Here is a 24,722-nt window from a genome sequence, read left to right on the forward strand (position 1 = left end):
CATGGGCAGCATCGTCGCGGAGAACCACAAGTCGTTGATGCTCTTCTCGGGCCGGGCGTACCCCGCCCTGGCGGAGGAGATCGGCCAGGCGCTGGGGGTTTCGCCGACGCCGACCGATGCGTACGACTTCGCCAACGGCGAGATCTACGTGCGTTACAACGAGTCGGTGCGGGGTTCGGACGCCTTCGTGGTGCAGAGCATGACGGAGCCGATCAACCAGTGGGTGATGGAGACCCTGCTGATGATCGACGCGTTGAAGCGCGGGTCGGCGAAGCGGATCACGATCGTGGTGCCGTTCTACCCGTACGCCCGGCAGGACAAGAAGCACCGCGGCCGGGAGCCGATCTCGGCCCGGCTGGTGGCGGACATGTTCAAGACCGCCGGTGCGGACCGGATTCTCACCGTGGACCTGCACACCGCGCAGATCCAGGGGTTCTTCGACGGCCCGGTCGATCACCTGTTCGCGCTGGACCTGCTGGCCGACTACGTGCGCAACAAGTACGACGGTCGGGACATGACCGTGGTGTCGCCGGACTCGGGCCGGGTGCGGCTGGCGGAGCGGTGGACCGAGCGGCTGGGCGGCTGCCCGCTGGCGTTCATCCACAAGACCCGGGACATCACCCGGCCGAATGAGGTGTCGGCGAACCGGGTGGTCGGTGAGGTCGAGGGTCGGGTGTGCGTGGCGATCGACGACATCATCGACTCGGGCGGCACCATCTGCAAGGCGGCGGACGCGCTGTTCGACGCGGGGGCGGCGGAGGTGATCGTGGCCGCGACGCACGGGGTGCTGTCGGATCCGGCGACGGAGCGGTTGAAGAACTCCCGGGTCTCCGAGGTGATCCTGACCAACACGTTGCCGGTTCCGCCGGAGAAGCGGTTGGACAAGATCACCCAGCTGTCGATCGCGCCGCTGATCGCGCGGGCGATCCGGGAGGTCTTCGCGGACGGCTCGGTGACGACGCTGTTCGGTGGTTTGTCCGGCTAGTACCAGTGGCGAGGTGCCCGGCCGTCGCCTCGGGTGCGGCTGCGGCGGTTCGCCGGGCTTCGGCCCGTCGTCACGGTGCGGTCACCGGGTCGGGTCCGTCGGTCGTGATCGATGTCGTCGAGGGTGCGTGCCGCGTCTCATCGGCGGACCCGGGGACACGTGCGCGACGGCCGGGGCTAGACTGGGTGGGTTGCCATGGCGAGGGTGGCCGCGATCCGGTTTCGATCCTGATCGGTGTGGTTCTTCGAGAGCCACTGTTTCGGTCGAGGTGATCGGCTTCGTGGCCGTCGTTATCGACACGGTGTTGAGCCAGCACGGTTGACCCGGGTCGCGTCGCGCTCCCGCCCGGCACCGCAGCGTTCGGCGCCTGCCGAGCCAGTTCGCAATCAGGCCGCAGCATCATCTACAGGAGTACTCCCGTGTCCGAGGTCCGTATCAGCGCCGAGCCCCGCACAGAGTTCGGCAAGGGTGGTGCCCGCCGTACTCGTCGGGCAGGGAAGATTCCCGCCGTGCTGTACGGCCACGGCGAGAAGCCGAAGCATGTCGCGCTGCCCGCGCACGAGTTCACCAACGCGTTGCGGCACGGCGGGGCGAACCAGCTGTTCACGATCGAGTTGGCGGACGGCGCGCGCACCCTGGCGCTGCCGAAGGCGCTGCAGCGCGACCCGATCAAGGACACCATCGACCACGTCGATCTGCTGATCGTGCGGCGCGGCGAGAAGGTCGCGGTCGAGGTGGCGGTGCACATCACCGGCGAGATGGCCAAGGAGGCCGACGGCCTGGTGGTGCAGGAGCTGGACACGCTGGCGGTGAACGTCGAGGCAACGCACGTGCCGGAGCAGTTCGAGGTGTCGATCGAAGGTCTGGGTGTCGGCGACAAGGTGCTGGCCGGCCAGGTGCCGCTGCCGGCGGGTTCGGAGCTGACGACCGACCCGGAGGCCACCGTGGTGGCGATCGTGGCGGCGCCGACCGCCGCGCAGGTGGAGGCGGACACCTCCGGCGAGGCGGCCGAGGCGCCGGCGCCGGCGGCCGAGGAGTCCGAGAAGGTCGAGGCCTGAGCCGGGCCAGGCAACAGGTCTGAGCGGGCCCGGCAACAGGGTCTCGTAGTCTCGACGGGGGCGTGCGCACCGCACGCCCCCGTTTCGTGTGCGGGGAGGACTCGTGGCCGGACCGTTCGTGGTGGTCGGGTTGGGCAATCCGGGCCCGGAGTACGCGACGCACCGGCACAACGCCGGGTTCCAGGTGGCGGACCTGCTGGCGGGTCGGCTGGGCGCCACGTTCAAGCGGCACGGCCGGGCGAAGGCGCAGGTCGCGGAGGGTTGGCTGGGCGGCCCGGGTGGGACCAAGCTGGTGTTGGTGAAGCCCCAGTCGTTCATGAACCTGGCCGGTGGGCCGGTGGCGGCGGTGGCGGCGTTCCATTCGGTCGGGGTGGACCGGCTGGTGGTGGTGCACGACGAGCTGGACCTGCCGTACGGGTCGATTCGGCTCAAGCGCGGCGGCGGTGAGGGCGGGCACAACGGCCTGCGGTCGATCTCGCGGTCGTTGGGCAGCAAGGAGTACGCGCGGGTCAGGTTCGGGATCGGCCGGCCGCCGGGCCGGCAGGATCCGGCCGACTTCGTGTTGAAGCCGTTCTCGTCGGTGGAACGCAAGGAGCTCGACGTGCTGCTGGAGCAGGCCGCCGATGCGGTGGAGGCGGTCGTGGAGCGCGGCGTCGAATCGGCGCAGAACTCGTTCCACGGGGCGTGACTCTAACGTTACGTGTCGATGCCGTCACGGGTTGACCGGCCGGGGCGTTGTCTTCGCTGAATGGCCGGTGTGTCGTGGCGGAGGCGTGGCCGATGGTGGAGGTGGCGGCGCCGGCGGCGCGCCCGTTGCCTGCCGTGGACGTGCCGGTGGCCCTCGGCCCGGCGCGGGCCCGGGTGCGGCGCCGGCCGTGGGAGTCCCGGTACCTGCTGGCGATGCTGGCGGGTGACCTGATGGTGGGTCTGCTGGCCGGCGCGATCGGCTTCTCGGCCCGGTTCGGTCCCGATGTGACCGCCTACAACCGGGTGTACCTGCTGGTCGTGGCGCTGTTGCCGGTGGGCTGGGTGGCCGCGCTGGCGGCCAACCACGCGTACGAGAAGCGCCGCCTGTTCGTGGGTACGGCGGAGTACGAGCGGGTGCTGCGGGCCGGTGTGACGCTGGCCGCGGTGGTGACGGTCGGGTCGTACCTGGCGGAGGTCCGGCTGTCCCGCGGGTACGTGCTGATCGTGTTGCCGCTGGCGGTGGTGGCCACGGTGGTGGTCCGGTTCGGGTTGCGGCAGCGGCTGCACCGCCGCCGCGCGGCGGGCCGGCATCTGCGCCGGGTGGTGGTGCTGGGGCACCGGCAGGCGGTCGCGCAGGTGTGCCGCCAGCTGCACCGGGAGCGGCATCACGGTCTTTCGGTGGTGGGCGCGTGCGTACCGCGGCGCCGGCCCGGCCGACCCTGGGGCCGGCGCCGGACCTGGGTGTACCGGTGCTGGGTACGTTCGCCGACGCCGGTGCCGCGGTGGCGGCGGCGGAGGCGGACACGGTGATCGTGCTGTCCTGCCCGGAGTTGGACGGGGTGGCGCTGCGCCGGCTGGCCTGGCAGCTGGAGCGGGTCGACGTCGACCTGATCGTGGCGAGCGCGCTGATCGACGTGGCCGGGCGGACCACGATCCGGCCGGTGGACGGGCTGCCGATGCTGCACGTCGACCATGCCCGGCTGCGCGGGTCGGCGCGGGCGGCGAAGGCGCTGGTGGACCGGTTCGGTGCGGCGTTGTTGCTGCTGGTGCTGGCGCCGCTGCTGGCCGCGGTGGCGGCGGCGATCAAGCTGGACTCGCCGGGCCCGGTGCTGTACCGGCAGTCCCGGGTCGGCCGAGACGGTGCGGTGTTTGCGATCTGGAAGTTCCGCAGCATGTACGTCGACGCGGACGCCCGGCTGGCCGAGCTGGCCCGGTTGGACGAGGGCGCCGGGGTGCTGTTCAAGATCCGCGACGATCCGCGGGTCACCCGGATCGGCCGCTACCTGCGCCGGCTCTCCCTGGACGAGCTGCCCCAGCTGGTCAACGTGCTGGTCGGTCAGATGTCCCTGGTGGGGCCGCGTCCTCCGCTGCCCGCGGAGGTGGCACGGTATCCGGCGGACATGTTGCGTAGGCTGGTGGTCAAGCCTGGTTTGACGGGATTGTGGCAGGTATCGGGGCGGTCCGATCTGCCCTGGGAGGAGGCGATCCGCCTCGACCTGCGGTACGTCGAGACCTGGTCCCTGTCGTTGGACCTGGTGATCCTGCTGCGTACCGTTACCGCCGTGGTACGAACGTCCGGAGCCTACTGAGGTAACGGGCTGGTGTGCTCGAGAGCCGTGCGGCCCGCCAGGCTATCGTGCACGAACCCGTAAGGCAGGGAGTGGCGTGATGGAGGAGCAGTCCGCGCTCGCCGGTGGCGGCGTGGTGGCGCCGGCCAGCGATGCCGCGTTCGCCCGCTGGCTGGCCGAACGGGCCGGTGCCGCGCTGGCCGAACTGCGCGCCGAACTCGGGTTCGGCGATCCGGCGGCGCTGCGGGCGGCCGGCGACCGGCGGGCGCACGAGTTGCTGGTCGACGAGCTGGCCCGGTGGCGGCCCGGCGACGCGGTGCTGTCCGAGGAGGGCGAGCGGTACGACAACGCCCGGCTCGCCGCCGAGCGGGTGTGGATCGTCGATCCGCTGGACGGCACCCGCGAGTTCGCCGAGGCCGGCCGCGCCGACTGGGCGGTGCACGTGGCGCTGTGGCAGCGGGGCGCGGCCGGCGGTGACCGGCCGGCGGACGCGGGCCGGCTGGTCGCCGGTGCGGTGGCGCTGCCGGCGCAGGCCGGCGGCACGGTGCTCGGCACCGACGCGCCGCCGATGTACCCGCCGATGCACGCCGGCCCGATCCGGCTCGCCGCGAGCCGGACCCGCCCGCCGGGGTTCCTCGCCGACCTGTGCGAGCGGGTCGACGGCGAGGTCGTACCGATGGGCTCGGCCGGCGCGAAGATGGCCGCCGTGGTGCAGGGCCAGGTCGACGCGTACGTGCACGCCGGCGGCCAGTACGAGTGGGATTCGGCGGCGCCGGTGGCGGTGGCGCTGGCGACCGGCCTGCACGCGTCCCGGGTGGACGGCTCGCCGCTGCGGTACAACCGGGCGGACCCGTGGCTGCCGGACGTGCTGGTCTGTCGGCGCGACCTGGCGCCGCGGTTGCTGGAAGTGCTGGCCGAGCTGGGTGTCGGCCGGGAAGATGATGTGATGTGAGGTTCGCCGTGGACGCGTGACCGGGTGATCCGGCAGCATGGGTGGTCGATGACCCGCGCCCGCAGCAGTGCGGTGGGTCTCGGAGTTCCGCTCCGTGGCTGGGTCGTTCGTGCGTCGCCGGGCCGGTTGGCCGCTGACATCTGATCGACGTCGATACCGGACAGGAGTGGACGATGGGTTCCACCGACTACCGCTTCAGCCAGCTGGACGCGCTGGAGGCGGAGAGCATCTTCGTGTTCCGCGAGGTGGCCGCCGAGTTCGAACGTCCCTGTCTGCTGTTCTCCGGTGGCAAGGACTCGATCGTCATGCTGCAGTTGGCGCAGAAGGCGTTCTGGCCGGCACCGATCCCGTTCCCGGTGATGCACGTCGACACCGGGCAGAACTTCGCCGAGGTGCTCGCGTTCCGGGACCGCCGGGCGGAGGAACTCGGCGTCCAGCTGATCGTGGCCAGCGTGCCGGAGGCGATCGAGGCCGGCCTGGTGGTCGATCCGCCGAGCGGGATGCGCAACCGGATCCAGACCCCGGTGCTGTTGGACGCGGTGGAGAAGTACCGCTTCGACGCGCTGTTCGGTGGCGCCCGGCGGGACGAGGAGAAGGCCCGGGCCAAGGAACGCATGTTCAGCTTCCGGGACGAGTTCGGCCAGTGGGACCCGAAGAACCAGCGTCCCGAGCTGTGGTCGCTGTACAACGGGCGGGTGCAGCCCGGGGAGTCGATCCGGGTGTTCCCGCTGTCGAACTGGACCGAGCTCGACATCTGGCACTACATCGCCCGGGAGCGCATCGCGCTGCCCGACGTGTACTTCGCCGCCGATCGTGCGGTGGTCGAGCGCGACGGCATGCTGTACGCGGTGAACGAGTTCATCGTCCCGACCGAGGCCGAGACGGTCCGCACCGAGCGGGTCCGGTACCGCACGGTCGGCGACGCGACGTGCACCGCGGCGGTGCCGTCCGCGGCCGACACGGTGGCGAAGGTGATCGACGAGGTGGCCGCGACGCGGATCACCGAGCGCGGCGCGACCCGCGGCGACGACAAGCTCAGCGAGTCCGCGATGGAGGACCGCAAGCGGGAGGGTTACTTCTAGATGGGCACCCACGACCTGAGCACGGACTCCGTCGACGGCGCCTGGACCGGCGCCGACGCCGAACCGATCGACCTGCTGCGGTTCGCGACCGCCGGCAGCGTCGACGACGGGAAGTCGACGCTGATCGGGCGGCTGCTGTACGACTCGAAGTCGATCTTCACCGACCAGCTGGCCGCGGTGGAGTCGACCTCGGCGGCGCGCGGCGACGAGTACACCAACCTGGCGTTGCTGACCGACGGGCTGCGCGCGGAGCGGGAGCAGGGCATCACGATCGACGTGGCGTACCGCTACTTCGCGACGCCGCGGCGCAAGTTCATCATCGCCGACACCCCGGGGCACATCCAGTACACCCGGAACATGGTCACCGGCGCGTCCACCGCCGACCTGGCGCTGATCCTGGTCGACGCGCGCAAGGGACTGGTCGAGCAGTCCCGCCGGCACGCGTTCCTGTGCTCGCTGTTGCGGGTGCCGCACCTGGTGCTGTGTGTCAACAAGATGGACCTGGTCGACTACTCGCAGCAGGTCTTCGACGACATCCACGCCGAGTTCACCGCGTTCGCCACCAAGCTCGACGCGCCGGACCTGACGGTCATCCCGATCTCGGCACTGCACGGCGACAACGTGGTGTCCCGGTCGGCGAAGATGCCCTGGTACGAGGGGTCCTCGCTGCTGCATCACCTGGAGAACGTGCACATCGCCTCGGACCGGAACCTGGTCGACGCGCGCTTCCCGGTGCAGTACGTGATCCGGCCGCAGTCGTCGGCGCATCCCGACTACCGGGGGTACGCCGGGCAGATCGCGTCCGGCGTGTTCAAGCCGGGCGACGAGGTGATGGTGTTGCCGTCCGGGTTCAGCACCCGCATCGCCGGCATCGACACCGCGGACGGCCCGGTCGCGGAGGCGTTCGCGCCGATGTCGGTGACGATCCGGCTGGACGACGAGCTCGACGTCTCCCGCGGCGACCTGATCTGCCGGCCGAACAACGCACCGGCGCAGGCGCAGGACATCGAGGCGATGGTCTGCTGGATGGACGAGCAGCGGCCGCTGCGGCCGCGCGGCAAGTACGCCATCAAGCACACCACGCACTCGGCCCGGGCCATGGTACGCGACCTGCACTACCGGCTGGACGTCAACACGTTGCACCGGGACGAGACGGCGGATTCGTTGTCGCTCAACGAGATCGGCCGCATCAAGCTGCGCACCACCCGGCCGCTGCTGGCCGACGAGTACCGCCGGAACCGCACCACCGGCGGGTTCGTGCTGATCGACGAGCAGACCAACCGTACGGTGGCCGCCGGCATGATCGTCGCCACCGACTGACCCGGCCACCGGCGCCCGGGCGGCGGTCCGGAATCACGAGGAGGCGGACGCCTGCGTCCGCCTCCTTCCCGTCCGCCTCGTGCGCCACGTTCGCCTCCTGTGCCGCGTTCGTCTCCTGTGCCGCGGCGTGGGGGCCCTCGCGCGCCGCGGGGCGCTGTCCGGCTGGGTCGGCGATCGCCGGGTGGGCGACGGCGTGATCGACCAGGGTGGCGGTGGGACGCGGCTGCCGTGGGCGGTCAGATGCCGCGGCCGCGGCGGTGCAGGGTGGACAGAACCGACTCGACGCGGACCAGCCGGGCGGCGGCGGCGAGGGCGATCGCGGCGCGCGGCTCGCGCGGGTTGCGGCGCAGCGACCGGCCCGCGTACCGCACCGCGGCGCGCCGCTCGCCGGCGGCGGCGTGCCAGCAGGCGAGCTGCCCGTACAGCCGGGCGGCGCCGGGCCGGCAGGCGGACAGCTCCGGGTGCCGGTCCAGCATCCAGTGCAGCGAGTCGATCTTCGTCCGGTACTGGTGGGTGAAGAACGAGCCGCCCCACCGGACCCGGGTCAGCGGCCGGTCGACGTGCACGATCGGCCGCCGCCGGGCGGCGCGCAGCAGCAGGTCGTAGTCCTCGTTCTGGCTGCCGGGGGCGTCCTCGGCGACCAGCCCGAGCCGGTCGGCGGCGAGCGCGTCGGCGCGGATCAGGAACGTCGAGGCGTGCAGCATCGACATCCGGGACCGGGCCAGGTCGGCGAGGTCGACGACGTCGGTGCCGGCGAGCCGGGGCCGCACCGCCCCGTCGTACTCGACCTCGATGCCGCAGGTGGCGAACTCGGCGCCGGGATGCGCGGCGAGCGCGCCGACCTGCGCGGCGAGCTTGTCCGGTAGCCACACGTCGTCGTCGTCGCAGAACGCGACCAGCGGTACGTCCATGGTGGACAGTGCGGCGATGCCGGTGTTACGGGCCCCGGCCAGCCCGGCGGTACGGTCGTTGCCCAGCACGGTGACCCGGTCACCGGCGAGGTCGGGATCCGGCTCGGCCCGGTCGAACACCACGACGACCCGCACCGTGCCGCGGTAGCGCTGCCCGAGCACCGACGCGATGGCCTCCCGCACCTGTACCGGCCGGTCGTGCGTCGCGATCACCACCCCCACCGCGGGGGCGGCCGGGCCGCCGTCCACGGCGGGCGAACGCCGCGCGGCCCCGGTGTCATCCACTGTGGACGGTCCGACGTGGTCGGTCATCGCGGCGCTCCGGCGGGGACGGGACGGCGGACGGTGCCCAGCGGGTAGCCGTACGCGCCGAGCAGCGGTGCGGTCAGCGCGCCGACCAGCCGGCGGCTCGGTGCCGGCAGTTCGGCCCGCCAGGCGTCGTCGCAGCGCAGTTCGACGTCGCCGGTGAGGAACCGCATCGGGTTGCCGGCGGCGCTGTGGCAGCGACCCAGCCGGGCGCCGTGGTCGGTCAGGAACGCCGGCGGCCGCGGTTGCGGCGGCAGGCCGGCGAACCGGCGGATCTGCTCCACCGCGGTGGCCGGCTCGGCGACGAACCGTTCGTACCGGACCCGGTGTACCGGGGTGCCGAGCCGCTCCAGGATGCCGAACGCGGCGTTGTGCGCGTTCCACAGCAGCGCGGAGCGGGCCGGCGGGTAGCGCGTCATCTCGGCGCTGCCGTCGGCTTCCGGCCGCAGCCGGGTGCGGGTCCACGAGTACGCGACGCCGCGCGGGTCGCGGACCACGTGCACCACCCGCAGGTCGACGTCGCGCTGCCAGCGCAGGCAGAACGCGAGCGACGCGTGCTTGGACGAGTCGACGACGACCTGGGCGCCGGCCACCGTGGCCGCGGCACGGTAGATCCGCAGGTACGCCTCGGTGTACTCGGCGACGAGCCGGGCCCGCGCGGTGCGCAGCCGGGGTGCGGCGAGTTCCGGGAGGTAGCGGGTGCGTTCGATCGCGTCGCGCAGCCCGATGACCCGCAGCGCCAGGTCGGCGTCCCAGCCGCCGAACGCCTCGCCGCCGACCTCGCGCCAGAACGGGCAGCGGGAGAACCGCTCGCCGCAACCGCACCGCTCGTCGTCGAGCACGTCGCGGCGCCACAGGTGGACGACCTCGCCGAGCCCGCAGATGCCGGGCAGCTCGCCGAGGACCCGCTCGATCAGCGTGGTGCCGCTGCGGCCGAGGCCGCCCAGGAACAGCACACGTACCACGGATGTCCTCGCCTTCTCGCGCTCGGTTCCGGTTTGGCGCCACGGGTACCGGGACCCGCGGGTAGATCGCCCCGGGGTACAACGACACTTCGCGAGTATGGTCACCATCGGTAGGTACATGAGAACGATGTGTAGTTTCTGCGCTAGGGTCTCGGCTCATGTCCGTCCCCGTCACCGAACGTGTCGTGCTCGCCGACGTCGCCTTCCACCCGTACACCGAGGCCGAGCTGGTCGCCGCCGTGGCCGCCGCCTCGGCCGCCGGCCGGGGCGGCACGATCGTCACGCCCAACGTCGACATCCTGCGGCTGGCCAGGCGCGACACCGAGGCGCGCGGGCACGTCGAGGCGGCCAGTTACGTGGTGGCGGACGGTACGCCGCTGGTGTGGGCCAGCCGGCTGGCCGGCGTGGCGCTACCGGAGCGGGTCGCCGGCTCGAACCTGATCTGGTCGCTGTCCGCCGCGCTCGCCGCCCGGTCCGGCTCGGTGTACCTGCTGGGTGGGCCACCGGGGGTGGCCGGCCGGGCCGGCACGGTGCTCGCGCAGCGGTACCCGGGGTTGGTGGTGGCCGGTGCCGCGTCGCCGTCGTACGGCTTCTTCGACGAGCCGGCCGAACTCGACGCCGTCTGTGGGGCCGTCCGGGCCGCCGACCCCGACCTCGTCTACGTCGGGCTCGGGTTCCCGAAACAGGAGCGGCTCATCGCGCGGCTCGCGCCGGAACTGCCGCGCTGCTGGTTCGTCGGCTGCGGCGCCGCGATCGGCTTCGTCGCCGGCGAGCAGCGCCGGGCGCCGGGCTGGATGCAACGTACCGGGCTGGAGTGGTTGCACCGGTTGGCATCCGAACCGACCCGGCTGGCCCGCCGGTACCTGGTGCACGACCTGCCGTTCGCGACCCGGTTGCTGCTGGCCGCGCTCGCGCACCGGGCGCCGTGGGCCGGCGCGGTCGCGCCGACCCACGGGCCGCAGCAGGTCAATGGCCGAACGTGAACCAGTTGAGGTTGACGAAGTCGGCCGGCTGGCCGCTGGTGAAGGTCAGGTAGACCGTGTGGGTGCCGGTGACCCCGGCGATGTTCGCCGGTACCGTCTCCCAGCTCTGCCAGCCGCCGGTGTTGCCGATCGCGAAGCTGCCCACCGGGGACGCCGACCGTGAGTCGAGCCGAACCTCGACCAGCCCGCTGACACCGGCTCCGGCACCGGACGCGACCCGGGCCCGGAACTGGGTCGCCGCGGTGGATCCGAAGTCGACCCCGTCGTAGCGCGCCCAGTCGCCGTTGGCGATCCAGCCGACGTCCTGGCCGCCGCCGGTGTCGGTGGTGGTCTCGGTCGCCACGCCGGACGCCGCCGAGTAGCCCTCGGCCTGGATCGTGGAGTACGCGCCGGTGCCGCCACCGCCGCCGGGCGGGGTGCCGGACGCGGTCGAGTACGCGGCCACGTAGTCCACGCTCATTCCGGCGCCGGAGCTGGTGGAGCCCGACGGGCTGCCGCAGCCGCACACGCCGTTGGGGAAGCCGCCGCCCATCGCCACGTTCAGGATGATGAAGAACCCGTGGTCGACCGCGTTCTGCCAGGTGCTCGTGCCGACCTGGCTCTCGTTCACGGTGTAGAAGTTCGTCCCGTCCAGGTACCAGCGGATCTGCTCGGCGGACGTGTTCGTCCGGTCGATGATCACCGAGTACGTGTGGTAGCCGGTCTGGCAGCCGGAGCAGGACTGCAGCCCGCTGCCCAGCCCGTTCGTCTCGTTGCACGGGCCGCCCGGGTCGACGCCGCAGTGGAAGGTGCCGGCTTCCTTGCTGAGCGCGTTGACGTCCTCCATCACGTCGATCTCGCCGATGCTCGGCCAGTTCGTCGCGCCGACCGGCCGGGCCGCCGCGCCCAGCATCCAGAACGCCGGCCAGTAGCCGAGGCCGTTCGCCGGGTTCGGCTGCTTGATCGAGGCGGTCACCTCCAGCTGCCCGCCGGCCGGTGCGGCGAGGTCGGTCCGCTGCGTCTCGATCCGCCCCGAGGTCCAGCTTCCGTTGTTGTTCAGCGGCTTGATCACCAGGTGGCCGGAGCCGTCCTGGTAGACGTTGCTGGTGCTGTCGGTCATCGTCTCGACCTCGCCGGTGCCCCAGTTGCCGGCGCCGCCCGGGTAGCCGGTGCCGGTGTCGTAGAGCCAGGTGGACCGGGACACCCCGGTGCCGGCGGAGCCGCCGAAGTCGTCGCTGAACACGGTGCTCCACCCGGTCGGTGGTGCGGGCACCGCCTGCGGTGTCGCGGCCCGCGTCGCGGCGCCGGACGGTGCCGCGTCGGACGGTACGGCGGCGCCGAACGCGGCGAGCGTGACGGCCGCGCCGGCCACGAGTACCAGCTTGATCCTGTGCCCAATCGATCTGCTCACGGTGACCTCCGCGGTGCATCCGAGGCGAGCGCGGGCGGGTCGTCGAGGGGCGCCGCCCGCAGGGGAACACCTCCGTACACATCGGGGTGAATGCGGACGGAAGCGCTTACGGAGGAGTACACCGCCGAACCGGGTTATCTGTCAAGTAACTTCACAGTTCCCGTCCGGCGACGCACGCACCACCGCGCGGGCCGGCCGCACGGTGGTGCGCGGGAGACCGCGGCTGCCGACGTCGCTGGCACCGGACGTTGCCGGGCGGATGGAACGACCGCGGCGCGGCGGCCGGGTGCCGCCGCGCCCGATGCGTTCAGCCGTGGGCCAGCGGATCGAGGTCGCCGGCGGTGGCGCCGGACGCGGTCGTCGACTCGCTCAGCGCGCGCCACCGCTGGTCGGAGTCGAGCAGGGCCCGGCCGGCCGCGGTCGCGTACCGGAACGCGTCGGCGCCGGCGAGCAGCCGCAGCGGCGGGTCGGGGAGTGCCACCACGTCGAGGACCAGCCGGGCGACCTTCGCCGGGTCGCTGGCCGCGGTGGCCTCGCCGGAACCGTGCATGGCCGCCGCCCGGCCGACCGTGTCCGCGTACTCCGGCCGGATGTTGGCGACCCGCATCGACGAGCCCGCCCAGTCGGTGCGCATGCCGCCGGGTTCGATCACGGTGACCGCGATGCCGAGCGGCGCGACCTCGGCGGCCAGCACCGAGGAGTAGCCGCCGACCGCCCACTTCGCGGTCTGGTACGCACCGAGGCCGGGGGTGGCGAGCCGGCCGCCGACCGACGAGATCTGGATGATCCGGCCGGCGCGCTGCTGCCGCATGACGGGCAGTGCCGCCTGGGTCAGCCGGACCACGCCGAACAGGTTGGTCTCGACCTGCGCGCGGAAGTCGGCCGGTTCGACGTCCTCGATCGACGCGACGTTGGCATAGCCCGCGTTGTTGACCAGCACGTCGAGCCGGCCGAACCGGTCGACGGCGGTACGCACGGCGGACCGGGCGGCGGCGTCGTCGGTGACGTCCAGCGGTACGGCGACGAACCGGTCCGGGTACTCGGCGGCGAGGTCGTCGAGCGTCGACGTGCTGCGGGCGCCCGCGACGACGCGGTGGCCGTTGGCGAGTGCGGTACGGACGATCTCCCGGCCGAGGCCCCGCGAAGCGCCGCTGACCAGGAAAACCAGGGACGACATGGAACTCACTTCCTTCGTCGATTTCTAACTAACCAGTTGATTAGCTCTGGCTCCAGTGAAGCGCCCCTCGGCCACGTCGTCAACTAAATGGTCAGTTGATAAGCTGCGGATGTGACCAGAGACGCAGCAGCGACCCGGCAGCGCCTGCTCGCCGCGGCGCGCGACGAGTTCGCCGCCCGGGGCATCGCCGGCAGCCGGGTGGACCGCATCGCCGCCGCCGCGCGCAGCAACAAGGCGCAGATCTACCACTACTTCGGCAGCAAGGACGGGCTGTTCGACGCGGTCTTCGACGACATGTGCCGGCAGACCGTCGACGCCGTTCCGATCGACGCGACCGACCTGCCCGAGTACGCCGGACGGCTGTTCGACTCCTACCGGCAGCGGCCCTGGGTGCAGCGCATCGCCAGCTGGTACCGACTGGAACGGGCCGGCACCGGCAACCTCGCGCAGGCCGTCCTGGACAGCAACCGGGCCAAGATCAAGGCGGTCGCGGAGGCACAGGCCGCCGGTGCCGTTCCGGTCCGGTTCCCGCCGGACGTACTGCTCGGCCTGGTGCTGCACCTGTCGGGCTTCTGGGACGCCAACGTGCCCGAGTTCGACGCGGTCGTCGACGTCGACACCGTGACGGCCCGGCGCAGGATCGTCGTCGAGGCGGTCGCTGCCCTCCTCGGCCGGCCGTGAGGACGCCGCGTCGCGGAGCCGCGCGGGCCCTGGTCGGCCGTGACGACGCCGCGCACCTTCACCAGGGGGTGCGCACGACGCGCTCGCCGCGGCTCGCCCGGTGGTCGCGCGCCCCGCCGGCGTCCGAGACCGGTCCCCGGACGCGCTGCGGCCCGCCGGGGATGCCGGCGGGCCGCAGCGGGGGAGCGCGGCGGGTCAGGCGTTGTTGGTGAAGATCGGCAGGTAGCCGCTGGACTGGCCGGTCGCGGTCGGGTGGTACGACTCGGTGATGTCGGCGAAGTTGAGCGCGTGCAGCCACTTGTCGCCGCTGCACAGCTGGTGGCCGACGAAGATGTCGCGGACGTCGGCGAAGGTGAAGCCGTGCCGCTGAGCCGCCGCCTGGATCGTGTCGTCGAGCAGGTTGATGCCCTCGTCGATCTTGGCGTGCGACTTCGCGCTCAGTCCGATGCAGAACGTGTTGAGCTGGTAGAAGACGGGGTAGCTGAGCACCACGACGCGGGCGCTCGGCGCGTGCGAACGGATCCCGTTGTAGGTGGTGTCGAGCTTGCCCGGCAGGGTGCTCCGCACGGTGTCCTCGGCGCTCTGCACCGCGGCGACGCACGCGTCGGTGCCCTGCAGCGCGCAGGTGGTCATGATGTTCGAGAAGCCGACGTCGTTGCCGCCGATGGTGAGGCTGACCAGCGTGGTGCCGCTGTTCAGGGCGGACAGCTGGGACGAGTTGACGTCGCTGGTGGTCGCCCCGGAGCAGGCGACCGAGGAGTACGAGCTGGGCGAGTGGGCCGCCGCCCACAGCGCCGAGTAGGCCTTCGTGCTGCGGTCACACGAGCCGCTGGAGTCGATGTACGACCCGGCGCCGACGCCGGACGAGTACGAGTCGCCGAGCGCGACGTAGTTGACGGTTGCGGCCTGCGCGGGGGCGGCGAACGCCAGGGTGGCGCCGGCCGACGCGAGCAGGCCGGCAAGCGCCGCGACGAGGCGGGATCTGCGCATGTGCACCTCCGGGTAGGGGATCTGTGAATCGTGTCTCGTATCACAGCATTACCGGCAAGTAATCCGAAAGACCCGCAGGCAAGAATTTTCTAATTAATTGCCTCGATGACGGTTATTGTCGGCAACGGGAACGCTCAGGCGGTCCGCCGCGCCAGGTAGAGGACGTCGGTGGCGACCGACGGCAGCCGGTGCGCCAGCCGGTCGTCCAGCAACCGGGCGCCGCGGCGCAACGCCCGCCGCCGGTACCAGCCGCGGGAGGTCAACGCGCAGCCCCGCCGCCCGACCAGCCGGAAACCGTGCCGGGACAGCAGCTCGCCCACCTCGCCGTCGGTCAGCTCGGCGAACCAGGCCTCGCCGCGTCGCCGGCGCGCACCGAGGTGGCGCAGCGACGGCGACCGGCCGTGGTTCTCCAGGACCAGCAGCCCCGACTCGGCGGTGGGCAGCGCCGCCGCGGCGAACGCGAGCGCCCGGTCGCGTACCGCCGGTGCGGCGTTGAGCAGCAACCGGAACATCGTGACCAGCGCGGGCCCCTCGGTACGGGCCGGGGCCGGCGGCGCGCCCCCGACCGGCACCAGGTGCAGCTCGGCGGTACTGCCGGCGTCCCGCGCGGCGCGCAGCATCGCCGGCGACACGTCGTACCCGTGCGCGTCGGAGACCAGGTCGCCGAGCATCAGCAGTGCCCGGCCGGTGCCGCAGGCGAAGTCGTGGTGTACCGGTGGTGCCGCGAACTCGCGCGCGACCAGCTCGCGCATGAACGCGCGCTGCCGGGCGCTGATCGCCGCGGCGTAGCCGCCCTTCGCGTACACCACGTCGCGGTACCGGTCGACCACGGTGTCGTCCAGGAACAGGTTCGGGTAGTCAGTGCGCACGGGACAACCTTCCGAGCAGTGCGGTGGGGGACAGGCCGAGCCGGTGCCGGCAGGCGAGGCAACCGGCCAGGTATGCGGGCAGCGCGACGGCGAGCGCGACGACCAGGCCCAGCGGGCCGGCGCCGAGCAGCAGCCGGGACGCGACCGCCGGTACGCCGACGCAACCGGCCGCGAGCGCCGCCGCCCGCAGGGTCGCCGGGCCGAGCGGGTGCAGCCGCAACACGAGCGAGATCTGGCCCAACGGCAGCAGGTTCTTCGCCAGCAGCGCGAGCGCCCAGCCGAGTGCGGCGCCGAGGATGCCGAGCCGGGGGATCGCCACCAGGTCGACGGCGAGGTTCACCCCGAACGCGAGGGCCACGTTGGCGAGGTTCCAGCTGGTCCGGCCGCCCATGGTGAGCACCATGTCGACCATCCCGCAGGCGCCGGCGACCAGCATCGCGGCGCACAGCAGCGCCACCACGACCGCCGCGGAACCCTGCCGGTACCCGGCGCCGAACGCCCGCAGGTAGGTCGGCGCGAACACCGCGACGAGCAGGTACAGCGGCCAGGTCAACGCGACCACCCAACCCGTCGAGGTCTGGTAGAGGGTGCGTACCGCCGCGGTGTCGCCCCGGGCCAGCAACTCGGCCAGCCGTGGCTGCACGGCGGCCCCGACAGCCTGGTTGGCCAGCTGGCCGACCACGATGAACCGGGTCGCCACCGTGTACACCGCCGCGGCCCGGAAACCGAGCATCCCGGCGACCAGCAGCACGTCCAGCCGCTGCAGGCCGACCTGCGCGATCGAGGAGAGGGCGCGCGGCGCGGTGAACCGCCAGACCGCCCGGGACAGCCGGGCCGGCAGTCGGCGGTCGGAGACCTGCTCGGCAACCGGCCGGGACCGGGCCTTGCGGTCCACAGTGGACAGAAACCAGCCGGCCACCAGTACGCTCACCGCATACGGCGCGACCCAGGCGGCGACGTCCGCGGTGACGCTGCCGGCGAGCAGCACCACCAGCAGCCCGGCCAGTTGCAGGCTAGGCCGCAGCACCTTCTCGGTCAGCGCGGTCGGCCGCATCGTCCGGTAGCCGCGGGTCGCCGACAGCAGCGCGTCGGACAGCGCGGCCAGCGGCAGGAACAGCGCCAGCAGCCGAAGCTCGCGGGCGAACTGGGGCGCGTGCGCGGCGTCCGCACCGAACCAGCCGGTCGTCGCCAGCCGCGGCGCGGCCACCACCAGCAGCGCGGCCATCAGCACCGAGGCGACCAGTACCGGCAGCAGCATCGAGCGCAGGCAGCGGTGCAGCAGATCGAACCGGCGCAGCGCGCGCAGCCGGGCCAGCCAGTACACCAGGCCGGTGTCGGTACCGAGCTTCGCGACCATCTGGGCCAGCAGGAACGCCGAGGTCGCCGCGAAGAACACGCCGGCCTGGGTGTGCCCGAGCCCGCGGGCGATCAGCATCGTCACGGCGAGCCCGGCGGTACCGGAGAATCCGGCGGCGACCAGGTTGAGCGCGCCGGACCGCGCGGTACCGCCGAGTACCGCGCCGTGCTCCGGCGCCGCCCGGGTCAGCGCCACCTCACCGCTCCAGATAGGACGGTCGGTAGCCGAGCCAGTCGGCCAGCCGCTCGTCGTAGGGGGCGAAGTGCGCGGCGAGCCGCCGCCGGATCCGGTCCGGCATCGGGCCGCGGGCGCGCGCGTTGTGCCGCTCGAACGGCGGATGGCCGAGATCGGGCAGGCCCAGGAAGGACAGCACCGAGTCGTACACCGGGGCCGGATCGGTGAAGAACAGCTCGGAGTCGACCACGTGGATGCGGTCGCGGCCGAACACCTTCTCCAGCCGTACCAGATGGTCGACGTACTGGCCGCGCTCGGCGTAGGCGTGGTGCTGGTGGGCGTGGCTGTAGTAGCTCGGGTCGGCGCGCAGCCGGGCGGCCTCACCGGCCAGCCGCCCCGGCTCCCGCGCCAGTGCCAGGGCGAAGTCGCGTTCGGTCTCGAAACCGCGCGCCACCTCGTGCGCGTGCTGCGAGTAGGCCCGCTCGACCGGGTCGCGGATCAGCACGATCAGCTTCACGTCCGGCAGCGCCGCGGCGATCCGCTCGGCGGCGAGCGGGTGATACATGTAGTAGGGGCTGGACTCGAAGGTCTGCACCCGGGCGCCGATCCGCCGCGCCTGCCGGTCCGCGGTGCGCCGCAGCGGGAAGTGCCCGCGGTACCAGTCCGCGCCGTGCTCGTACCCGACGTCGAAGTAGTGCACGCCCTTGTGCAGCACCGCCTTCAGCACCGCCGGGTGCGCGGCCAGTGCCCGGTACAGCGACGTGGTGCCGCACCGCTGACCGCCGGCGATCAGGAACGACGGCAGCATCCGGCGGCCGGCGGTGAGCCGGCCGAAGTTCACCGATCCGGTGTGCGCCAGCCGCTTCACGCCGACCGGCAGGCTCGATCCGACCATCTCAGCGGGCCCCTTCCACGTCCGGTACCGCCGCGAGCGCGGCAACCAGCTCCGGCAGCAACCAGCTGCCCAACACGCCCAGCCGCGCGCCGGCCTCCGCCTGCCGGTCGGTCAGGTAGCGCGCCGCGAGATCGATCAGGTAGAGCAGCGTGGTGGTGCGGGCCGAGCCACCCGGCACCCCGAAGCCGTACAGCAGCGGGCCGCACATGGTCAGCAGGTCGGCGACCGCGTCGCGGGGGTCCCTGCCGTCCCGGACGATCGCCGCCTGCAACCGGTAGTGCAGCGGGTCGAAGCCGACCGGCACCTCGGTGCCGAACCGCTCCCAGTCCCACACCAGCAGGCCCTCGGTGGTCGACGTCATGTTCCACGGCGTCCAGTCGCCGTGCCAGCAACCGAAGTCGATGCGTTGTGGGCCGGCCCGGCCGATCAGCTCGCGCGCGGCATCGGCGAGGGTACGGCCGTCCTCGTCGTCGGTGAGCATGCCGAGCCGGGCCCGCAGCCGGGCCCAGTACTCGGAGGCGGCCAGCGGCTGCCGCCGCACTCCGGCCACCCCGCACACCTCGCGCATCGCCGCGGCGAGCGCCTCGTGCCGCAGCGGTACCCGCGGGGCGTCGACCGGCAGCGCCGACGCGGCGACCAGCTCGTGCCCGTGCCACTGCCCGGTACCGAGCGCGGCCGGGATCCGCAGGTGCCGGAGGCCGGCCTGGGCCAGGGTGAGCATCGCCCGCGCCTCGGCGCGTACCAGCCCCCGGGTCAGCTCGTTCACCCCGATCTTGACGAACGCGATGGACCGGCCGGCGTCGTCGAGCAGTTGCAGCACCGGCTTGCGGTTCGCCCGGGCCGGTCCGATGTGGACGGACGGGGTGAGGCGGACGCCCAGCAGCCCGGCCAGGTACGACTCGATGTGGTCGGCGTCGTCCGGCGCCTGGACCCGGATCCGGTCCCGCAGCAGCACCGCACTCGCCCCGGTCCGCAGCGCCGCGGTCACCGCGGACCGCTTGACCTTCGAGGACAGCGACTGCGGCTCGGAGTAGCGGCGGACCGCGCCGACGGTGACCCGGGTGCTGCCCAGCGGGGCGAGCAGCCGCGCCCGGCGCAGGTCCGGCAGTACCACGAAGCTGCGGGTCGGCTGCGGTACCGATCCGGTCCGCGGCAACGCGATCCGGCACGGTTGCGGGTACAGCAGCGGCAGCACCTCGGTCAGGTAGGCGGTCCGTCTCGCCGCCGTGTCGGCGGTCAGTTCGGCCGGCGCGTTCATGCGGGCTCCTCGACTGGGTTCGGGTGAGGTCCGGGCGAGGGGGTGCCGGCTGGTCGTCGGCGCTCGGGGTGGCGGCGCCGGTGGCGTCGGTCCGAGTCCGGCGGGCACCGGCGGTCCCTCTCGTCGGGATCTCCGAGTCCGTGGCCCGGCAGTGCTCGGGCTCCGGCGTTGCGCCACAGCAGCGCGTACGACAGGAAGGTGAAGGCGAGGGGCGTGACGAGGGCGTTGTAGTAGAACATCGAGGCGAGCGACACCACGATCGCCCCGCTGCCAGCCAACCCGATCGGGCTGGCGTCCCGCCGGTGGCGCCAGAGGATCGCGCCGAAGAAGCCGAGGTACAGCAGGGTGCCGAGCCCGCCGTGCAGGTACAGCACCTGCCACAGCTGGCCGTTGCCGCCGATGGTGTGGCCGCCGCAGCGCTGGCAGTCCGGGGTGCCGCCGACCGCGATCGACTGGTCGCTGCCCTGCGTGTTGCGGGTGCTGCCGAGCCCGATCAGCGGTGAGGCGACGACCCCGTCGACCGCCTTCTCGGTGACGAACATCCGGACGTTGTTGCTCTTGCCGTTCTCCAGCCGGCCGTGCACCACGCCGCCCAGCGGCGTCGCCAGCAGCAGCACGCCGAGCACCGCGGCACCGGCCACCGCGGCGCCGAGCGCGAGCAGCCTGCCACGCAGCGCGAGCCGCAACGTCAGGTACCCGGCGAGCAGCGCCAGGTCGATCCACAGCCCCCGGTTCAGCGAGGTCACCACCGGCACCACCGCCACCACCAGTACCGCGAACGCCGCCAGTCGCCGTCCGGTACCGGTGGCGCGGTGGGTGGCGTCCGGGGCGTCGCCGCGCCGGCCCCGCAGCGCGAACGCCGCGACCACGAACCAACCGATCGACAGCGCCAGGTTGTTGCCCCAGGTGTTGGTGTACCCCCAGGGCGCGGCCGGCCGGGGCGCCTGGTAGCCGAGGACGTCCATCAGCTGCGCGGCGGCCGGGTGCACCAGCGAGGCGACGAAGTTGTTGTGCCGCAGGTGCGCTGGCAGCAGCAGCTCGACCGGGGAGGTGAACTGCAGGTGCCCGGCGAACGTGCCGAGCAGCCCACCGGCGACCGTGAGCACGAACAGCCAGGCCAGCAGCGCCACCAACCGGCGTTGCGGCAGCTCGCGTTCGCTGCGACTCAGCGCGTACAGCAGCAGCACCGTCAGCGACCCGTACTCGACGAGCCGGAACGCGACGCCCGGCAGCCGGCCGACCGGGTCGCCCGCGATGGTGCCGACCGGGTCGATGCCCAGCGCCGCGATTCCGACCACCGCGGTCGCCAGGAAACCGAACCACAGCAACAGTTCCGGTGGCAGCCGGCGAGGTGGCCGGCGGAGCAGTGCGACCGCCATCGGCAGCGCCAGCAGCGGGAAGATCAGCACGCCCAGGCCGAGCGCCCACCAGATCGGATAGCCGCCGAGCAGCCAGGTCAGCGGCCATGCCGCGGTCAGCCGGGGCAGTGCCGCGCGCAGTGCGCCGGGACGCGGTCGGGCTGCCCCGGGGCGAGAGTCCGGGCGGCTGGCCGCGTCTGTCCGAAGTGGATGGTGCTGGGTCGGTGCGGTCGTCGTGCGGGCCGTCGACACCGGTGCTAACCCCGGACCGAGCTGCCGACCGGCGCGGCGTCGGCCTGGTCCCCGGTCTTGGCCCGGTCCACGGTCTCGGCCCGGTCCACGGTCTCGGCCCGGTCCGTCGCGACGGCCCGGTGCGCCCCGGACCCGACCCTGCCCGTCGGCGTCCCGGCAGCCGCGGTGGCGTGCTCGCCGGCGGTGTCGTGCTCCGCGGCGAGGTCGCCGGGGGCAACGGTGTCGGCGGCGGCGGTGTCGCGGTCCGCGGCGGTGTGCTGCCCGGGAACGGCGTTCTGGCTCGCCGCGGGGTCGTCGGTACCGGCCGGGGGCCCGGCGGCGGGTGCGGGCGGGACCGGCGCGGTGAGTACCGCGCCCAGCAGGCTGGTGCCGACCCGGTGCAGTTGTTCGGCCGCGTCGCGTACCTCCGCGTAGCGCGCGGTGCGCCGGGGTACCGCGAGGATCGCCGCGTCGGCCAGCGCGGCGAGCGCCTGCGTCTCCGGGCCGTCGGCGGCGTCCGGTGCGGCCAGCAGCACGGTGTTGCGCCCGTCGCGCAGCCGGTCCAGTACGGCAGCGGTGGCCGGGATCGGCAGCGGCCCGGACGGGCTCCCTGCCGGCAGTACGGTCAGGCCGGGCCGGGTGTCGACCGGGTGCAGCGCGGTCGACAGGCCGGCGGCGCCGGCCAGCACGTCGGCCAGGCCGGGCCGGTCCGGTACCCCGGCGACGCCGCCGCCGGTCGCGGCGACGAGTACGGTCGCCTCGCCGGCACGGGCGAACGCGGTGGCGAGCCGGGCGGCCACGTCGGCGCCGGTGCCACCGACCCCGACGACGGCCAGTACCGCCGGGCGTTCCTCGGCGGCGCTCAGCTCGTTGCGCAGCCGGCCGAAGCAGCGGGCCGCGGCCGGGCCGGCGGGTACGTCGGCGAGTACCGGCACCCCGGTGCGGCGGGTCAGGTCGGCGGCACTGCGTACCCGCCGGCCGTACCGGGCGGCGGTGAGCGCGGCGGCGGCACCGACGAGCAGCCCGACGAGCAGCCCGGCGGCGAGGTCGACCGGTACCGATGGGCTCGTCGGTCGGGTGGGTGTCGCGGCGTCGGTGATGATCCGGCCGGCGCTGGCGGCCGTGGTGGTGGCGTCGTTGATCCGGTTGCCGAGGGTGCCGAGCTGGCTGGTCAGGCTGCGGCGCTGGGCGTCGAGCAGCGCGTGCGCGGACGAGTTGGGTTCGGTGCCGGCGAGCTTGCCGGTGGTGCTGTGCAGCTGGGCGTTGAGGCGGTCGGCCTGCGCGCGCAGGGCCCGTACGGTCGCGTTCGTGGCGGCTTGCGCGCTGTCCGAGCGGTTGGCCAGGTACGCGGTGGCGAACGCGTGCGATCCGGCGCGCGCGGCGGCCGGGTCGGTCGCCGAGTAGGCGATCTGCAGCACCGTGCTGTTCGGCGGTACCGACACGTCGACGGCCTGCACCAGCCGGGCCGGCGGGGTCGTGACGTGCAGCAGGGTGCGGGCCCGCTGGGCGACCGCGGTGGAGCGCACCAGCTGCGCCTCGGTGTCGAGGTTGATCGTCTCCTTGGTGCGGCCGCCGGTGGCGTTGACGTCCTGCACGCCGGTGGGCAGCACCAGCACCGCGGTCGTCGCTCGGTACCGGTGCGGCAGCAGCATGGTGACCACGCTGGCGGCGATCAGGCCGAGCAGCGCCGCGCAGGCGAGGACGAGCCAGCCGCGGCGGAGCGCGGCGAGGTGGTCGGCGAGGTCGCCGGGCGCGGGCGCGGGGGTGGTGACGTCCATCGAGCGGTGCCTTTCGCCGGGAGCACTTCGTCTCTCGTGGCGCCTCTCACCGGGGCGGGGGTCGCGAGGCCGGTCCGCAGTTCGCGGACGATCCCATTCGCGACCCTCGGTAGCCGGGTGATGACGGTGAAGACACCACGAATAGCCTCACACCATAGGTGATTGATCAGCTACTAATTGTGTCGGGCTGCCGTGGTCCCGAATCGCCGGCCGAACAGATCAGAACTATCACTCAAAAGTAAGACAAAGTATAAATGTCCGACCGCTCGGTCTGCGGCGCTGCTACCAGTGGAAACATCCACCGACGGTCGGGAAGGAGGCGGACGGATGCGACGCCGCACGGCCACCGTACTGATCGTGGTGGCGGTCGGCGCGGTCCTCACGATCGGTCTCGGCGGTTATGGGCTACTCAGCCCGGAAGCGGGCAACGCGGTCCGACCCGTCCCGATCGCGAGCGAACCGACACCCACCGACACCGGCCCGTCGGACTGCACGCTCGGTGCGAAGCTCGTACCCACCTGCCACGTGCTGTGGGGTGCCGCCACCGGCGGCCACACCGGCAGCTCGTTGACCGCCTCGCTGCGCGAGTTCGAACAGAAGACGCAGCGCACCCAGGCGGTGTTCCACACGTACCACCGCGGGCTCGGGACGCTGTTTCCCACCGCGGAGGAGATCGCCACCGCCGACGAGGCGGGCCACCCGCGGATCCCGTTCATCAACTGGAAGCCCGCCGCGGCGAGCTGGGCCGACATCGCCGCCGGCGATCCGCAGGTCGACGACTTCATCGACCGGCTCGCCGCGCACATCGCCAAGCGGTTTCCCGGGCCGTTCTTCCTGACCATCCATCACGAGCCGGAGAACGACGTCCGGCCGGCGCAGGGCTCCGGCTACACCGCGGCCGACTACGCCGCGATGTACCGGCACGTGGTCCAGCGACTGCGGGACGACGGTGCGACCAACGTGGTGACCGTGATGACCTACATGGGATACCCCAAGTGGCCGGCACAACCGTGGTTCGACCAGCTGTTCCCGGGCGACGACGTGGTCGACTGGATCGCGCTGGACGTCTACGCGTACAGCACGCCGGGGTACGGCTACGGCGACTTCGGCGAGATGGTCAACCGCGGCGGCGACGGGTCGTCCCCGCCGCCCAGCCCGTCCCCGTCACCGACGTCCGGCACGCCATCCCCGTCTCCGTCGCAGTCCCCGTCCCCGTCGGGCTCCGCGGCATCGCCGAGCCCGTCGCCGTCGACCGCGGCACCGTCGAGTCCGCCGCCGTCGTCGGCGGCACCCGCTCCGTCCGGTACCGCGTCGTCCGGGTTGCCGTCGGCGGGCCCGCGGGACGCCGGCGCCGGGCGGCGGGACGGCTTCGCCGGCTTCTACAACTGGGCCGCCACGCGGTTCCCGGACAAGCCGCTGATGATCGGCGAGTGGGGGGTGTGGAGCGGCACGGACGCCAAGCACAAGGCGTGGTTCTTCGACAACGTCGGTGCCGAGATCGCCCGGTACCCGCGGATCAGGGCGCTGCTCTACTTCGAGACGCCGCACGACAACGGCCGTGACTCGCGGGTGGATCGGCCGGCGGCTGCGCTGCCCGCGTACCGCAAGCTCGGCGCGCTGCCGATCTTCCAGGTCACGGTGCCGGCCGCAAGCCCGCCCGCGTTGCCGACCGCGCCGCCGACGTTCCCGTCCGCCGGGCCGGTTCCGCCGGTGGAGCCGCCTTCGCGACGCTGACGGACCCGAAGAA

General features: G+C 72.9%; 22 protein-coding genes. 11 read left to right on the plus strand and 11 right to left on the minus strand.

Annotated features, from left to right (window positions below; genetic code table 11):
* Position 1 precedes the first annotated feature (1 nt).
* The 8 genes from Athai_RS02280 to Athai_RS02315 all read left to right on the plus strand — a co-directional run bounded on the left by Athai_RS02280 (position 2) and on the right by Athai_RS02315 (position 7,652).
* Complete coding sequence (locus tag Athai_RS02280) at positions 2-985, plus strand: ribose-phosphate diphosphokinase (protein ID WP_203959923.1); 984 nt, start codon at positions 2-4, stop codon at positions 983-985.
* A 419-nt stretch (positions 986-1,404) separates the two neighbouring features.
* A complete protein-coding gene (locus tag Athai_RS02285; protein ID WP_203959924.1) occupies positions 1,405-2,043 on the plus strand; it encodes a 50S ribosomal protein L25/general stress protein Ctc in 639 nt (212 codons plus the stop codon).
* A 103-nt stretch (positions 2,044-2,146) separates the two neighbouring features.
* Positions 2,147-2,731, plus strand: a complete 585-nt coding sequence (pth, locus tag Athai_RS02290; RefSeq protein WP_203959925.1) for an aminoacyl-tRNA hydrolase — start codon at positions 2,147-2,149, stop codon at positions 2,729-2,731.
* 92 nt (positions 2,732-2,823) lie between these two features.
* Entirely contained in the window at positions 2,824-3,540 is a 717-nt protein-coding gene (locus Athai_RS02295) for a nucleoside-diphosphate sugar epimerase/dehydratase (protein WP_203959926.1), read from the plus strand.
* On the plus strand, positions 3,480-4,319 hold the full coding sequence (locus Athai_RS02300; protein WP_239156666.1) for an exopolysaccharide biosynthesis polyprenyl glycosylphosphotransferase: 840 nt from the start codon (positions 3,480-3,482) through the stop codon (positions 4,317-4,319). Before Athai_RS02295 ends, Athai_RS02300 begins: the two co-directional genes overlap by 61 nt.
* Before the next feature lie 79 nt (positions 4,320-4,398).
* A complete protein-coding gene (locus tag Athai_RS02305) occupies positions 4,399-5,250 on the plus strand; it encodes a 3'(2'),5'-bisphosphate nucleotidase CysQ (RefSeq protein WP_203959927.1) in 852 nt (283 codons plus the stop codon).
* 173 nt (positions 5,251-5,423) lie between these two features.
* Positions 5,424-6,332, plus strand: coding sequence for a sulfate adenylyltransferase subunit CysD (gene cysD, locus Athai_RS02310; protein WP_203959928.1), 909 nt, complete (start codon positions 5,424-5,426; stop codon positions 6,330-6,332).
* Positions 6,333-7,652, plus strand: a complete 1,320-nt coding sequence (locus Athai_RS02315) for a sulfate adenylyltransferase subunit 1 (protein ID WP_203959929.1) — start codon at positions 6,333-6,335, stop codon at positions 7,650-7,652.
* Between the two features lie 236 nt (positions 7,653-7,888).
* Here Athai_RS02315 and Athai_RS02320 read toward each other — a convergent pair whose 3' ends face one another.
* Together Athai_RS02320 and Athai_RS02325 are read right to left on the minus strand one after the other, a co-directional pair.
* Positions 7,889-8,875, minus strand: coding sequence for a glycosyltransferase family 2 protein (locus tag Athai_RS02320; protein WP_203959930.1), 987 nt, complete (start codon positions 8,873-8,875; stop codon positions 7,889-7,891).
* Positions 8,872-9,834, minus strand: coding sequence for a sulfotransferase (locus Athai_RS02325; protein ID WP_203959931.1), 963 nt, complete (start codon positions 9,832-9,834; stop codon positions 8,872-8,874). Before Athai_RS02325 ends, Athai_RS02320 begins: the two co-directional genes overlap by 4 nt.
* A gap of 158 nt (positions 9,835-9,992) precedes the next feature.
* On the opposite strand from Athai_RS02325, the gene Athai_RS02330 reads away from it, so the two are divergent.
* The gene (locus Athai_RS02330; RefSeq protein ID WP_203959932.1) at positions 9,993-10,817 is read left to right on the plus strand and encodes a WecB/TagA/CpsF family glycosyltransferase; all 825 of its coding nucleotides are present in this window, start codon (positions 9,993-9,995) and stop codon (positions 10,815-10,817) included.
* On the opposite strand, the gene Athai_RS02335 is transcribed toward Athai_RS02330, so the two are convergent.
* Positions 10,801-12,207 (minus strand): carbohydrate-binding protein, encoded by a 1,407-nt coding sequence (locus tag Athai_RS02335; RefSeq protein ID WP_239156667.1) that lies wholly within the window; start codon positions 12,205-12,207, stop codon positions 10,801-10,803. The genes Athai_RS02330 and Athai_RS02335 overlap by 17 nt on opposite strands.
* Before the next feature lie 307 nt (positions 12,208-12,514).
* Positions 12,515-13,384 carry an SDR family NAD(P)-dependent oxidoreductase gene (locus tag Athai_RS02340; protein ID WP_203959933.1) on the minus strand — a complete coding sequence of 290 codons (870 nt, stop codon included), beginning with the start codon at positions 13,382-13,384 and terminating at the stop codon, positions 12,515-12,517.
* A gap of 111 nt (positions 13,385-13,495) precedes the next feature.
* Between Athai_RS02340 and Athai_RS02345 the strand changes: the two genes are divergently transcribed.
* Complete coding sequence (locus tag Athai_RS02345) at positions 13,496-14,065, plus strand: TetR/AcrR family transcriptional regulator (RefSeq protein ID WP_203959934.1); 570 nt, start codon at positions 13,496-13,498, stop codon at positions 14,063-14,065.
* A gap of 195 nt (positions 14,066-14,260) precedes the next feature.
* On the opposite strand, the gene Athai_RS02350 is transcribed toward Athai_RS02345, so the two are convergent.
* The 7 genes from Athai_RS02350 to Athai_RS02380 all read right to left on the minus strand — a co-directional run bounded on the left by Athai_RS02350 (position 14,261) and on the right by Athai_RS02380 (position 22,975).
* Entirely contained in the window at positions 14,261-15,055 is a 795-nt protein-coding gene (locus Athai_RS02350) for an SGNH/GDSL hydrolase family protein (protein WP_203959935.1), read from the minus strand.
* 134 nt (positions 15,056-15,189) lie between these two features.
* Positions 15,190-15,924 carry a class I SAM-dependent methyltransferase gene (locus Athai_RS02355; protein WP_203959936.1) on the minus strand — a complete coding sequence of 245 codons (735 nt, stop codon included), beginning with the start codon at positions 15,922-15,924 and terminating at the stop codon, positions 15,190-15,192.
* Positions 15,914-17,476: a lipopolysaccharide biosynthesis protein gene (locus tag Athai_RS02360; RefSeq protein ID WP_203959937.1), complete on the minus strand. Its 1,563-nt coding sequence runs from the start codon at positions 17,474-17,476 to the stop codon at positions 15,914-15,916. Before Athai_RS02360 ends, Athai_RS02355 begins: the two co-directional genes overlap by 11 nt.
* Position 17,477: 1 nt before the next feature.
* The gene (locus Athai_RS02365) at positions 17,478-18,350 is read right to left on the minus strand and encodes a sulfotransferase domain-containing protein (protein WP_203959938.1); all 873 of its coding nucleotides are present in this window, start codon (positions 18,348-18,350) and stop codon (positions 17,478-17,480) included.
* A 1-nt stretch (position 18,351) separates the two neighbouring features.
* A complete protein-coding gene (locus Athai_RS02370) occupies positions 18,352-19,608 on the minus strand; it encodes a phosphotransferase (RefSeq protein ID WP_203959939.1) in 1,257 nt (418 codons plus the stop codon).
* Positions 19,605-21,218, minus strand: a complete 1,614-nt coding sequence (locus Athai_RS02375) for a hypothetical protein (protein ID WP_203959940.1) — start codon at positions 21,216-21,218, stop codon at positions 19,605-19,607. The genes Athai_RS02370 and Athai_RS02375 overlap by 4 nt, the downstream gene beginning before the upstream one ends.
* 5 nt (positions 21,219-21,223) lie before the next feature.
* Positions 21,224-22,975, minus strand: a complete 1,752-nt coding sequence (locus Athai_RS02380) for a Wzz/FepE/Etk N-terminal domain-containing protein (protein ID WP_203959941.1) — start codon at positions 22,973-22,975, stop codon at positions 21,224-21,226.
* Between the two features lie 327 nt (positions 22,976-23,302).
* Here Athai_RS02380 and Athai_RS02385 point away from each other — a divergent pair, with 327 nt between their 5' ends.
* Complete coding sequence (locus Athai_RS02385; protein ID WP_203959942.1) at positions 23,303-24,709, plus strand: glycoside hydrolase family 26 protein; 1,407 nt, start codon at positions 23,303-23,305, stop codon at positions 24,707-24,709.
* The last annotated feature ends 13 nt before the right edge of the window (positions 24,710-24,722 follow it).

Source organism: Actinocatenispora thailandica, assembly GCF_016865425.1.
Lineage (GTDB): Bacteria > Actinomycetota > Actinomycetes > Mycobacteriales > Micromonosporaceae > Actinocatenispora > Actinocatenispora thailandica.